This is a genomic window from Chryseobacterium sp. X308 (genome assembly GCF_020733145.1).
Classification (GTDB): Bacteria; Bacteroidota; Bacteroidia; order Flavobacteriales; family Weeksellaceae; genus Chryseobacterium; species Chryseobacterium cupriresistens.
This window is the reverse complement of record NZ_JAJFZH010000014.1, coordinates 1-14018: the sequence shown is the minus strand read 5'-3', so window position 1 is coordinate 14018 and position 14018 is coordinate 1. Positions and strand designations below refer to the sequence as shown.

The following is a 14018-nucleotide window of genomic DNA, read 5'->3' as shown; positions in this document are numbered from 1 at the left end:
TGCGGTTTCTTTCTTATTACGATTGAATATGAACAGAAGAGAATTTTTAGAGAAATCAAGTCTTTTATTAGCAGGATTAGGAACTTCAGGCGTACTGCATCCTTCCATTTTAAAAGCTTTAGCCATTGATCCGGCTGCCCAGTCTACATTTTATGATGCAGAACATGTTGTGATCCTGATGCAGGAGAACCGTTCATTTGATCATGCTTTTGGTGCTCTTAAGGGAGTAAGGGGCTTTTTAGATAAAAGAGCTTTTGTAAAACAGGATGGACATTCCGTCTTTTTCCAAAAAAATGACGAAGGGAAATATGCTTCTCCCGCCCGCCTGGATTTAAGAAATACGAAATCCACCTGGATGAGCTCTTTGCCTCATTCATGGGCAGATCAGCAGAAAGCACTGAACAAAGGGAAATTCGATCAGTGGCTTCAGGCAAAAGCCTCAGGAAATAAAGATTATAAAAATATTCCGCTGACATTAGGATATTACAACCGTGAAGACCTTCCGTTTTATTATCAGCTGGCAGATGCATTTACCATATTCGACCAGTATTTCTGCTCTTCACTCACCGGAACAACTCCCAACAGGCTATTCCTTTGGTCCGGAACATTAAGGGAGCAGCAAAATGGAAAAGTAAAAGCCAATGTTGTTAATGAAAACATTGATTATGATAAAGCAAGACAGGCCAAATGGAAAACCTTCCCTGAGATTTTGGAAGAACAGAATGTTTCATGGAGAATTTATCAGAACGAAATCAGTCTTCCAAAAGGAATGTCCGGCGAGCAGGAGGCCTGGTTAAGTAATTTTACGGATAACCCGATTGAGTGGTTTTCAAGATTCAATGTTAAGTTTTCAAAAGGATATTATGAAAACATTCCCAATATCATAACCTATCTGAAAAAGGAAATTGAAAAAAATCCTGATCAGAAAAAAAGACTGGAAGCCATGCTGGCTGAAGTTCAGGAAGATCAGGTGAAGTACCATCCTGACAATTATTCAAAACTTTCAAATGAAGAGAAAAACCTTCACGAAAAAGCTTTCACCACCAATGTAAATGATCCTGATTACTGGAAACTGGAGATCGGAAAAGATGAAAATGGCGAAAGGCTTGTCGTTCCCGAGGGTGATGTATTATTCCAGTTCCGTAAAGATGTGGAAGAGAAAAAACTTCCTCTGGTTTCCTGGCTGGTAGCTCCGGAACATTTTTCAGATCATCCGGGATCACCTTGGTATGGAGCATGGTATATTTCTGAAGTTTTGAATATCCTGACTAAAGATCCTGAAACCTGGAAAAAAACAATTTTCATCATCAATTATGATGAAAATGACGGGTATTTTGATCATGTACTTCCTTTTGCCCCGCCGGTAAATCCAAACCAGCCTGTTGATATGAACGGAAAAGAAGGGGTGGAATATGTGGATAAAACTCAGGAATATATGAGCAATCCTTCTTTGAAAAGCTATGAAAAAGTAGAAGGAACTGTCGGATTGGGTTACAGAGTCCCTATGATCATCGCTTCTCCCTGGACGAAAGGAGGTTTCGTAAACTCTGAAGTATCGGATCACACGTCTGTCCTGCAGTTTTTGGAGAATTTTATCATGAAAAAATTCAAAAAGAATGTTCATGTTGACCATATCAGCGACTGGAGAAGAGCGGTATGCGGTGATCTTACATCAGCTTTCAATTCTTCCAGTGTAAAAGTTCCTCAGATGGATTATCTTGATCAGAAGGATTATGCTAAAACCATCAATGCTGCCAAAAATAAACCGGTTCCCAACCTGAAATGGTATTCGGAAAATGAACTGAATGAAAGTTTACTTGATATTCAGGAAAGAGGTTTGAAACCATCCAATCCGCTGCCGTATCATTTCCATGTCAATCTGGAAGGGGAACAGATAAAAATGACCAATTTAAAAGAGAACGGTGTTCCGCTTTTGGTATATGACAGAACTCAATTCGACAATAATAATTATCATTTTTCATATGCTTTGTATGCAAAGAAAACGCTATCCCATACTGTGCATTCAGGAGCTTATGATTATGAAATTTTCGGTCCCAATGGCTTTTTCAGGAAATTTAAGGGAAATAAAACTGCAGAAACAGAGGTGATCTTGACGAATATGGTCTCAAAAAATCAGATTGAATTAATCATCAGAAATCATAAAAAGGAAAATTTTTCCATCCGTCTGGAAGATCTTTACACAAGAAGTGAAAGAACAATTTCTGTACAAAAAACGGAAGAAAAAATCATTATTGATCTTGATAAATATAAAGGCTGGTATGATTTGAAGCTAAAATTAGACGATCATCTGTGGCACTTTGCCGGAAGAATAGAAACCGGAAAAGTTTCCGTTTCTGATCCGCATTGGGCTTAAAAACGCTTATAATATTGATAAAATACTGCACAAAGTTGTGTAGTATTTTTTTTGAGTTATTTCATCTTATAATGCATTACATATGATAAATAAGCAGTTATAAAAAAATTGTGGTATATTTTTTTCAAAAGATGTTGAATTTTATTATCTTCACTTTACTAATTAACAGTGTCATGAAAAAACTAAATTTAACTATTGCAGCGTCTTTATTTGCGTTTGCTCTATGCGGGAATCTGAGTGCCCAAGATCTCGCTACAGATAACCATACGGTTACCATTTCTATTCCCGAAGTTGCATTGGTAGATATTGAGCCATCAGCAACAAAAAATATTACCCTTGGATTTACAGCACCTACTGAAGCAGGAAATCCCATTATTCCAGCTGCAGCCAACACGACTTTGTGGCTTAATTATTCTTCTATCAAATCTGTGGCAGACCCTACCCGTAACGTAAGCGTAAAAATGAACGCTATCATTCCTGGAGTAGATCTTAATGTAACGGCGGCGGCGGCCACCGGAGCAGGAGCAGGTACATTGGGAACTTCCGCAGGACTGCTTACATTAACTGGTACTGACCAGACAATTATTTCCGGTATTGGAAGCGCTTATACAGGAAATGGAGCTAATAACGGTCACAATCTTACCTATGCAATCGCTGCAGGAAGTGGTCCTGGAGGGGTAGCCGCATATGCAGATTTACAGGCTACAGCTACTGTTGCTGCTACCGTTACGTATACGATATCAGACAATTAGAATTTAATTTAAATTCAATTTCGCGTTTCAAAAAACAAGAAGAAGTTGTTATTCAGTTTCTTCCTGGCTTTGTATTATTAATGATTTAACTCCAAACTTTACACAATGATAAAGCGTATCCTTCTTTTGATCACCCTGATTTTGCAGTTCAGCTTTTTACATGCCGGTATTGTGATTCTCAACGGGCTTACGCATTCTTACAAAATAGAAAACGGAAAGGTGTATAAAGGAAAAGTTGCTATTGAAAACACAGGGAGCAACCCTCAAAGTGTAAAAATATTTTTACAGGATTATACCTACCATGCGGACGGAACGATCAATTATACAGTATTACGTACCAATAAACGCAGTAATGGAGAATGGCTAAAGCTTAATACCAATCTTGTTACGCTTAAAGGTAAAGAAAAGACTGAGATATTCTATGAAATAACAGTTCCCAATCAGGCAATGGATCCGGGAAGTTATTGGAGTGTGATTATTGTAGAGCCGGTAGAAGAGATAAAACCCAGCGACGGTAAGCCGGGAGTAAGTATCACTTCTGTTATACGGTATGCCATTCAGGTCATTACAGATTTTGAAACAGAAAAGGCCCAGCCGGACCTTAAGTTTGAAAGTGTAAAGGTGGAAAAACAGGAGGGAAAACAAACTGTAAAGGTAGCAATAGCCAATAATGGCAATCTTTACTGTAAACCTACAGCTTCCATTGAAATCTATAACCGCAAAACGGGTGAAAAAGTGGGAACTTATTCAAGTTTAACCATGGGGCTTTTGCCAGACACCTCCAAAACATTTTACATTGATATCAGTAAATTACCCCCTGATAAATACAAAGCAGCTATTATAGCCACCGATGAAGAAGAGAATGCTTTTGCACTCAATGTGGAATTAGAAGTAAAGAATGATTAGAAATTGGACTTTATTTATTATCATATCACTATTCCCGGTATTTATTTTTTCCCAGGAGCAACCCAACCGGTTGATCAGTAAAAAAGATAGTTTAATGCCGGGAATGTCTACTTCTATTCCCTTCACCTTAGAAAATAATTCGAAGGAAACCAAAACATATGATATTTCAGTTGTCACATCAAGTTCCTCAATCAATCCTATTCTGGCAAAAGGAGAATTTCAGATTCTTCCGTATGAAACATCAGTATATCTCGTTCCTTTACGTATCGGAACAGAAACAGGACAGGGCACTTATTCTGTAACTCTGAATATTATGGACCGTAGTAATGGAACAACATTTACAAAAAATTCAAAAATCCTAGTTTCCGGAAACAGAAAGCTTCTGGTTACTGCGTTGAATACCCCTGAATTTGTAAGGGCAGGAGAAACAATCCGTGCTTCTTTCCTTTTGAAAAATAATGGTAATGGTACAGAAAGCATTGTTCTTGAAAGTAAAAATGCTTTAGTTGATAACGAATCATCCCTTGTTCTTGCACCCAATGAATCAAAAATTATTACGATTCACAAAGTAACAAGTCCTGAACTTAGCCAAAATGAATTTCAGAACCTAAATCTTTCGGTACACCCGAAGAGCCACCCCAAAGAAATTCAGCATGTCTACGCAACTACTCAGGTAATTTCAGTAAAGCCATCTGAAAACGATATTTATCACAGACTTCCTGTTGCCCTCTCTCTATCTTTTATCGGAATGCAGAATATGGGAGTTTATAATGATGGTTTTCAAGGTGAAATCTATGGTAAAGGAACACTGGATAAGGATCATAAAAACCAGATCGAATTTAGAGCGGTTACCCATAATCCGGTGGAACTTAATACATTCACCCAATATGAGGAGTATTTTGTGAATTATAAAAGGGATAAATTGTTTATTCATCTTGGTGATAAAACCTATTCATCGTCCTATCTTACAGAATTTGCAAGATATGGCCGTGGGGCAGAAATCCGCTATGATTTTAATAAAGTAAGCTTTGGGGGATTCTACAATCATCCCAGATTCTTCAGAGATATTAAAGATGAATTTAATATGTATTCTGCTTTTAAAATCCGGAAAGAGTCCGAAATTTCTGTAGGCTATCTCTACAAAACCCCAAGGAAGGAAGAAATCAGATATAGTGACGTACGACTTGACTCTGATGCGCATCTTCCTTATGCCAAAGGAAAATTCAAGGTTTCAAAAAATATCAACCTTTCCGGAGAACTGGCATATAGTACAACGAAGAACACTGATGGAACCGCTTATTTACTACAGGCACAAGCTGTATTTAAAAAATTAAACGGAAGTCTGATGTATATGAGAGCCAGCCCTGATTTTGCCGGATATTTTACCAATACCAATACCTTTAATGGTAATATTTATTATAATATCACCAAAAAAATCAGTGTATTCGCCAATTATATGCAGGATGCCAAAAATTTCCAGAGAGATACATTGTTACTGGCTGCCCCCTACAGAAAGTATTTTCAATATGGAGTGCAATACAAATATATTCCTACTGGTTCCATCATCCTGAATAACGGATATCAAACTTATAAAGACCGTTTGGAACCAAAACAGTTTGATTATTACGAACGTTATTTCAAGGTGAGTATTAATCAGCAAATAGGAGTTTTCCAGGTCAATCTGGATGGACAATTCGGTAAAACAGATAATTATCTGACCGGATTTAGTGGAAATTCCAGTTTTTATTCTGCAAATCTTTCATTTCAAAAATTCAGAACGTCCTTTAACATCTTCGGAAGTTATGCTATAAGCTCAAGATATCAGCTTAAAAACCAGAGAAATCTTTATTACGGAGCGAGAATCTTCAGTCAGTTTTCCGATAAGACCAGCTTAAGTATCTTTTATCAGAACAATTATATGCCCGAGGAATATTTTAAAGACAGAAATCTGTTTGAACTCCTTTTTCATCAGCAGCTGTTTCCGGGAAACGAACTTGATCTTTCCGGAAGGTATTCACTACAAAGAGGAGAAATCGGAGATAAAGATTTTATATTTTCCATGCGTTATACCTGGCGCCCCAACGTTCCTGTACAGAAAATTGCCGAGTATATTTCACTGTCCGGAAATATCAGCAGCTCAGGATTAAAAAAAACAGAAGGAATAAGATTAATGCTTGGAAGTTATCTGTCTGTTACGGATAAGGATGGAAATTATATGTTTAAAAATGTTGTTCCCGGTAACTATTTTCTTGAAATAGACCGTTCCACGACAGAAATCAATGATATTCCAACCCAGACTTTTCCTGCAGCGCTTTCATTACTTAATAAGGAAAATACTTTTAATTTCGGATTAACAACAGCGGCGACTGTTCAGGGGCATGTTAAGTTCCTGGAAACCGGAGATAAAGATCAAAATGATTTTGGCCAGCTGCCATCTGCCAAAGGAAAGAAGAAAAAAGAAAGTATCATTGTAGAAGCTTCCAATAATGATCAGATTTTCCGCAAAGTATGCTACATAGGAGAAGATTTTGATTTCACCTATCTACGCCCGGGAGACTGGACTGTTAAGGTTTACCGAAATGGACTTGATAAGCGTTATAAAATTTCAACGGACAAATTTATATTTACTTTACAGCCTTCGGAAACAAAGAAAATAACGATCAATGTTGTCAAACAGCAGATAGAAATCAAGTACCAGCAGGAATCCTTGAAAGTAGGCTATAATGAAATAAAAAAGAAGAGATGATGCTAATCCGTTCCATATTGTTCATGGCGTTGTGTGCTTTGTCCGGTTCTGTTTATTCTCAGACCGCAAGTACAACTGTCAGTCTAACACTGCCTGTAGTAACTTTAATGGATGTTGAACCTACAGGAAGTATTACATTAAATTTCACACGTCCTACCGAGGCTGGAAATGCTCTGGTAGCTCCAACTCCCAATACATCAAAGTGGATCAACTATACATCTGCTATTACTTCCGGAGGACTTACAAGAAGGATTACAGCATCTGTGAATCAAGTTATTGCCGGAGTCAATATAAGGCTGCAGGCAGCTGCGGCTTCCGGAGCAGGAGGCGGAACATTGGGAACATCTGCAGGACAGGTTACCCTTACTACCACTCCTACTACAATTATTAGCGGTATTGGCGGAGCATATACAGGAACCGGGGCCAATAATGGTCATGGACTTACCATATCGCTTTCCACCAACACGTATGCCAATTTACAGGCACAGGCCAATACAGCAATTGTCATCACCTACACCATCACAGAATAAAATTAAAAAATGAAAATAGAAAGCCCGTTTTTTAAAAAACAGTTTTTAAAAAGATATCTATATATTACTGCTTTAATAGCAGGTGCTTGTCTTAAAGGGCAAACTATAAACATTGCAGGAACAAGCTGGACTGTCAGTGTACCTGCCATTACAGAGGCAGGAAGTAACTATATCGGGACCTATGAGAATCCTTCTCAGTTAACACTATCAGGCAATTTACCAGGATCTTTTCTGAATGTTCTTTCAGCCTCAGGTGCCAAAATATCCATGCAGCTTGCTCCAACGTCCTGGAACAACTCTCTGAAACTCTATGCGAAAAGAAGTGGAGGTACTACTAAGATAAATGGACTTTGCCTGGGATGCACCGCAACAATTAATGGTGGGACGGCCAATTATATAGAAATACTTCAAGCCAGTGCCGTAACGCTATCAACTATTACTTTTACAGGATTATTAGGAATCAGCAATAGTGTAGATTACTCAGCTATTAGTGTACAATTGGAAATTAGTGGCGTTTCTGTAACAATTCCTGCGGCGGCTTATAGTACTCAGGTAGTTTTTACAATTGGAGCCAATTAAACTCCAAAGCCAATCCATATACTACTTATTATAATTAATTGAACAATCCATTTAAAGAGATATTCAGTCAATTTGCATCTAAAAAAACAATTCTTTTCAAAATGAGAAAAGAATTGTTTTTTTAGTATGTAAACTTAATTAATGTTTGGCCCACCAAAGAGGAGTCAGTACAGCATCTGTGCCCCCAAGTAACTGTACAGCTTTATCATATCCAGGCTGATCCGTATTTCTGAAAGTACTTGGATATCTTAATCTCTGAGGGAAGTTCTGAATAGAATTCGTCATATAGTTTCCTGAGCTCAGATTAGGAAGGTTTGGCAATGGAGTTTCAATGGCTGGGTTTTCAAAAAACGGCAGCCCAAGTCTTCTCTGATCATTCCAGGATTCTAACGGTAGCCAAGGCATATTGGCAATATATTTCTGAGTAATAATCTTTGTCAGTTTATCATTTTTTACCGATCCGTTCTTATAAATGGTATTCACAGGATATTTAATTTCAACAGAAACCAAGTTCCCGGTTACAGGATCTTTATATTTCATGGTATGGCTTGCTCCCGGTTCTGTAATATGACTATAAGAAACAGAAGTACCGTCACGGTTATAATCTGTTGAAGCAATATATTGACCATAGAATTGTGAAACTCCATTATAAACAAAACTTTCCTGAATTCCTTTATTATATGCAGCTTCATCACTCATTGGAACTGTCCAGCCTTTCAATGCAGCTTCTGCCAGAAGGAAATAGGTTTCCCAGCTTGCAAAAAATATTCTTGCATTCTTACTTTCTCTATACTGCTTACCTAAAGCCGGCATACATCCTACTACATTTCTCAAGCCGTTTCTCTGTCCTTTTACGCCCCAGTTTCCAATGGTATAGGCATTCCAGGTATTTACGGTATTTATTGTTATTTTAGAATTGTCTTCAAAAGTAAGATCTCCGTGATTGGTAGTTGCCTGATTGGTATACGTGGGATACAATGAGTAAACCGGGCTTGTAAGATCCCCCGGAATATAGAATGTTTTATAGGCTCTCGGATCGATTTTATTGGGTAATCCGTCCAGCCAGTATCCTGCACTTGGGTCGTTGGTCATTGTAGTGAACTGTTGATCATATTTTATACCAATATAATCAGATGCTTTTACCTGTGTATGTTGAGCTGCTGGTAATTGGTCTGTAGAATTTACTCCTCCCAGGCCAATGTATAAATTATTAAGGGTTGCTGATAAAATTTGAGAGTTCCATTCTCTGGACATTACGCCTGTTAGCGCATCCCATCCCGGTTTTTCAGCAACTTTAAAATTATCTGCACTTGTAGCGATAAACATATTTGAATTTGCCGCTGCTTCAAATTCTGTTTTTGCTTTTGAAGGATCTACTTCGGCGATTCTCATGGCAATTCTCATCCTCATAGAGTTGGCATATTTTACCCATTGACTCCAATTAAACCCATACACCATATCATAGGCATTAGCATTGGATGGTACTCCCTGGGTTGTGTCCATTTTGGCGACTGCATCTTTCAATTCTTCCAAAATAAAATAATACACTTCTTTTTCAGAATTAAAAGTAGGATTCGTTCCCTGAAAAGCGTGAATAGGTTGAGGTCCGAAATTATCCGAAAATTCACTCATTAAATAAGCTCTCCAGATTCTGGAAACCTGAATGACATTATCATAATAAGGTTTTCCCTGCCCGGCCGCCTTTTTTTCATTAGCCAACTGAATGGCTGCATTCGCATTATTCAGCCAATCTGAAATGTATTTCCAGTATTCGGAAGTCCAGGAATCGTCGTACGTTCCACCTGCAATTCCGGTTGTCAAATGCTGTCTTGCTGCCGTTTTCCAGTATAAAACAAAAACACGTTCTGCAATATTAGGATCCTGCTGGGCACCGAGAATTGAGTTATTTAATAAATATTCGGGTTCTGCCTTATTAGCGTCTACGGCAAACGGGTTATTATTAATGTCTTCAAAATCATTGCATGAAGTACATAGTAAACCAATCGTAAAAAATGATAAGATATATTTTTTCATTGTTTCAGTTGTTAATTAAAAGCCTAAAGTGATTGTAAATAAATAAGATCTTGAAGTAGGAAAAGCAAGGTTTTCAAATCCTGTAGCATTAGAATTAATTGCGAATACAGATTCCGGGTCGATGCCTTTAGCTTTACTATAGATCATCCATACGTTATTGGCCGTAAAAGCTACTTTAGCACTCTGTAAGGCTAGTTTTTGGAAAATACTTTTAGGAAAATTATATGTCAGCTGAATATTTCTTAAACGAATATTGGTAGCATCATAAATATTTTGCTCTGTAATTCCTAAGTTTCCGGATGTTACAGCTCCCCAATAATCCTGTTGAGTAATTTCTTTTGTATTTGCTGTATAACCGCCATTTCCCTCCACTACGGCATCTAAAATCATATTATCACGTTTTCCTCCGGGTGCAGTATCTGCAGCAAGTCCATTCGCTTGTAATGCAGCCTGTGTTGCAGAGAAGAATTTACCTCCGATTCTTCCGTCAATTAAAAATGAAAGTCCGATATTTTTATAAACAAAGCTGTTTGTAAAACCAAACAAAGCTCTCGGGGTTTGATCTCCTAAATAATATTGATCAGGCGTTGCCTGCGGTAATCCGTTTTGATCCACAATCAATTTTCCGTAATAAGGACTGCTGGTATCTTCTACTCTTAAGAATTTTGTTCCGTAAATGGATCCGTAAGGTTTTCCTACTTCTGCGAAGAAAGCAACGTTATCAAAACCTGATAAAGGATATTTTGAAACAATTCCATCAATTTTATCGATGTTGCTTTTTAACGTTGAAAAATTGGCATTGACATTCCACACAAAACTTTCCTTCTTAAAGATATCTGTATTCATTACGAATTCAAACCCTTTGTTATGCAGCCCTCCTGAATTAATTTTCTTTTTCTCATATCCAGAAAGGGGATTTATTGGTAAATCTATCAGTTGCTCTGTCGCATTATTACTAAAATAACTTATGTCTAAAGAGACTCTGTCAAAAAACTTCATATCTGCACCGACTTCAAAACTTTTAAGCTTCTCGGCATGAAGATCTGAATTAAAAAGAATTTTATTTCTTGTTAACACTACATGTCCGCTTGGATCTGTGGAAGCGGTATAGGTATTATATAACTGTTGGGGTTGTAAAGAATTTCCTGTAGCTGCGTATGCCGCGCGAAGCTTAGCAAATGTTAAGGCATTTAAAGTAGTACCATTTAATTTTTTCAGCATATCTGTCAAAACTAATGAAGTACTCACAGAAGAATAAAAATAAGACCTGTTATTTATATTCAAAGTAGAAGACCAATCATTTCTTGCCGTAGCATTCAGAAACCAATATCCGTCATAATTAATTTCAGCAGCAGCAAATACTGAATTAATTTTTTTCCACATATCAACTTCGGTTGTTGTAACAGAAGCAAGATCACTCGTATTAGACGTACTGAAAACATTGGCAATAACGAGATTTTGTGTGGAGAAATATAATGCTTTATCCCTGCTTTCCATCATCTGTCCATAAACAGAAAGCGATCCTCCCCATTTACCAACAATATCATCTTTTTTAGCATTAAGACTTATGATATAATTATTTTCATAGAACTTTTCCTGACCGCTAGAGTAAGAATTATTACGTCTGGATCCCGTCCAAACCCTGGCATCCGTATTTAAGGAATAGAAATCCGTTCCTAATCTTACATCTGCGCTCAGCCAGTTATTAAATTGATATTTAAGATATCCGTTTAATAAAAACCGGTCTTTTTTATCAGCGTTCAATGCATTATAGGCGGTCCAATAAGGATTAATTCCATTGGAAGTTATCCAGCGCGATGTCACTCCATTTTGCATCTGCCCCTCACGGTAATCTCTTATATCAACATTTTGAGGCATCAGAAGGATTGCTGGGTAGTAATTCCCGTCACCTTGCCCTGCAGAGGGTCTGTTTGTACCTTTAACACTCATATACTGAGCTTTCACCTCAGTAGTCCATCTTTTATTAGCCCCAAAATTAGAATTCATTTTCGCCATAAAATTGAACCTCTCATATTTTGAGTTCGGAATCTGGCTATTACTGCTTAAATAATTAGCAGAAGTGTACAAGCTTGATCCTTCACCAATGTTCTCCTGAAAGCTCAATGTATGCTGAGAATTAGTTCCTGTCTTAAAAAAGTTTTTTAAGTTATCGTGGACTGTCATATTTGAACCTTCAAAAGTTGGTCCCCAGGAAGTTGTATTGTCGGTCCCCTGAGGATTGACCAAACCATTACTTCCTTGTGCGAAACTATGCTGCAAATCAGGTTTCATAAAAATATTTTCAAAACCTAAGCTTGTAGAATATGTAATTCCTAATCCCCCTTTTCTTTTACCGGTTTTTGTAGTAATCAAAATAACACCGTTCCCACCTCTGGAACCATAAAGAGCAGAAGCAGCACCACCTTTCAGAACAGAAAGACTTTCAATGTCGTCCGGATTGATATCACTTAAACCATTACCCATATCAAGATCCGGATTCCAGAAATCGTTATTAGAATCTTTTCCATTCTGCTTAGCCTTTGATCCTAAGCTATTACTTAACGGAACTCCATCTACCACAATAAGAGGCTGATTATCTCCTGTAAAAGAATTAAACCCCCGCAGGCTAATTTTGGAGGAAGAACCTGGTCCAAAACTTCCTTTAATCACTTGTAACCCGGCAACTTTTCCTGCTAATGCATTGGTAACATTATTTTCTTTGGCGTCGACAAGGGTTTGTCCTTTCACATCCTGGAAAGAATATCCCAGCGCTTTTTTTTCTTTTTTTACACCATAAGCTGTAACAACTATTTCGTCAATCTTTGACGCTTTAGTTGAATCACTTTGTGCATACAATCCACCGAAAAAGAATAAGGATTGGAGCAGCCCAACCTTAAAAATGGTTTTTTTAATAAAAATGAGATTTGGTATATATTTAACAATATCACTAGATATTTCAACAAATAAACGTAATTCTTATTAAATTAATATACAATCATTAATTATTTATGCTAAATCCACTAATAAAAGCAACCAAATTATTCTAATCATAACATATTCAATCATTATTATGAGTGTAAAGCTTTTGATACTTAAATAATTAAGTAAAATTTAAAGTTAGAAGAGCTATAGTTTGAATCTTGTACTTTATGGGGATTGAGTTGAAAAAAATAATGGATTTGTTGAGATTCCTATGGAGTGACTGTTGTATATTATAAATGATCAGCTTAAATCGTGAGTTCATATATCCCCAATCGTATCATTCAGCAGGAATCCAGCCTTATTGATTACAGTATTATATGTTTAAAAGGTAAAGAAGCAAAAGTAATATTGAGTCATTTGACAATACTTTATTGAGACTTCTGCGGAGTGACAGATGGGTGGCAGAAACGGTAGCCCACTTATTCTAAGGTTCAACTGGCATCCTTCTCTTTCATTTGCGCCGCTTCTTTCCACTGTGTCATTCCGCAGGAATCCAGCCTCCTTTATTAGAGTCTTTAGGATTCCTTTAATTCAGACGATTTGATACTGTAAAATTGTTTGATGGTAATTAAGACATATGGATTGCCGAGACTCCTGCGGAGTGACAAATAGTTGGGATAAACGATAGTAGTGAAAGCAAAGAATGATCAGCCGTAAGAATGAATAAATTTAGGCTGAACCGGGGTAATGATCTTTCAATTGTGTCGTAAACATCCCTTTCCAGTTGTGCTATGGTTTAACTGGCGTCTTTCTTTTTCATTTGTGCCCCTTCTTTCCAATTGTGTCATTCCGTAGGAATCCAGCCTCCTTTATTAGAGTCTTTATGATTTAAAGTTTAAAAAGCAAAAGTAATACTGCTGAGTTTTTTGATAATACTTTGTTGAGGCTCCTGCGGAGTGCCAGATGGGTGGGATAAACGATACTAGTGAAAGCAAAGAATGAACAGCCGGAAGAATGAATAAATTTAGGCTGAATCGGGGTAATGATCTTCAATAGTGTCGTAAACATCCCTTTCCAGTTGTGCTATGGTTTAACTGGCGTCTTTCTTTTTCATTTGTGCCCCTTCTTTCCAATTGTGTCATTCCGTAGGAATCCAGCCTCCTTTATTAGAGTCT

Annotated in this window: 8 protein-coding genes; 6 read left to right on the top strand and 2 right to left on the bottom strand. The window is 37.3% G+C overall.

Going from position 1 to position 14018, the window contains the following annotated elements; translation table 11 throughout:
• Positions 1-28 precede the first annotated feature (28 nt).
• The 6 genes from LIV57_RS15050 (at position 29) to LIV57_RS15025 (ending at position 7887) form a co-directional block, all read left to right on the top strand.
• Positions 29-2374, top strand: a complete 2346-nt coding sequence (locus LIV57_RS15050) for a phosphocholine-specific phospholipase C (RefSeq protein ID WP_227943299.1) — start codon at positions 29-31, stop codon at positions 2372-2374.
• A 173-nt stretch (positions 2375-2547) separates the two neighbouring features.
• A complete protein-coding gene (locus LIV57_RS15045) occupies positions 2548-3126 on the top strand; it encodes a hypothetical protein (protein ID WP_110011703.1) in 579 nt (192 codons plus the stop codon).
• 105 nt (positions 3127-3231) lie between these two features.
• Complete coding sequence (locus tag LIV57_RS15040) at positions 3232-4032, top strand: WxL protein host-binding domain-containing protein (protein ID WP_227943298.1); 801 nt, start codon at positions 3232-3234, stop codon at positions 4030-4032.
• On the top strand, positions 4025-6778 hold the full coding sequence (locus LIV57_RS15035) for a hypothetical protein (protein ID WP_227943297.1): 2754 nt from the start codon (positions 4025-4027) through the stop codon (positions 6776-6778). The genes LIV57_RS15040 and LIV57_RS15035 overlap by 8 nt, the downstream gene beginning before the upstream one ends.
• Complete coding sequence (locus LIV57_RS15030; protein WP_227943296.1) at positions 6775-7308, top strand: hypothetical protein; 534 nt, start codon at positions 6775-6777, stop codon at positions 7306-7308. The genes LIV57_RS15035 and LIV57_RS15030 overlap by 4 nt, the downstream gene beginning before the upstream one ends.
• A 9-nt stretch (positions 7309-7317) precedes the next feature.
• On the top strand, positions 7318-7887 hold the full coding sequence (locus LIV57_RS15025) for a hypothetical protein (protein WP_227943295.1): 570 nt from the start codon (positions 7318-7320) through the stop codon (positions 7885-7887).
• A gap of 138 nt (positions 7888-8025) precedes the next feature.
• On the opposite strand, the gene LIV57_RS15020 is transcribed toward LIV57_RS15025, so the two are convergent.
• Both LIV57_RS15020 and LIV57_RS15015 read right to left on the bottom strand, forming a co-directional pair.
• The gene (locus LIV57_RS15020) at positions 8026-9921 is read right to left on the bottom strand and encodes a SusD/RagB family nutrient-binding outer membrane lipoprotein (protein WP_227943294.1); all 1896 of its coding nucleotides are present in this window, start codon (positions 9919-9921) and stop codon (positions 8026-8028) included.
• 15 nt (positions 9922-9936) lie between these two features.
• Positions 9937-12777 carry a SusC/RagA family TonB-linked outer membrane protein gene (locus tag LIV57_RS15015; RefSeq protein WP_227943293.1) on the bottom strand — a complete coding sequence of 947 codons (2841 nt, stop codon included), beginning with the start codon at positions 12775-12777 and terminating at the stop codon, positions 9937-9939.
• Positions 12778-14018 lie beyond the last annotated feature (1241 nt).

Coding starts and splice junctions, on each gene's coding strand:
- LIV57_RS15050 (WP_227943299.1), top strand. CDS start 29: ATGAACAGAAGAGAATTTTTAGAGAAATCAAGTCTTTTATTAGCAGGA.
- LIV57_RS15025 (WP_227943295.1), top strand. CDS start 7,318: ATGAAAATAGAAAGCCCGTTTTTTAAAAAACAGTTTTTAAAAAGATAT.
- LIV57_RS15040 (WP_227943298.1), top strand. CDS start 3,232: ATGATAAAGCGTATCCTTCTTTTGATCACCCTGATTTTGCAGTTCAGC.
- LIV57_RS15035 (WP_227943297.1), top strand. CDS start 4,025: ATGATTAGAAATTGGACTTTATTTATTATCATATCACTATTCCCGGTA.
- LIV57_RS15030 (WP_227943296.1), top strand. CDS start 6,775: ATGATGCTAATCCGTTCCATATTGTTCATGGCGTTGTGTGCTTTGTCC.
- LIV57_RS15020 (WP_227943294.1), bottom strand. CDS start 9,921: ATGAAAAAATATATCTTATCATTTTTTACGATTGGTTTACTATGTACT.
- LIV57_RS15045 (WP_110011703.1), top strand. CDS start 2,548: ATGAAAAAACTAAATTTAACTATTGCAGCGTCTTTATTTGCGTTTGCT.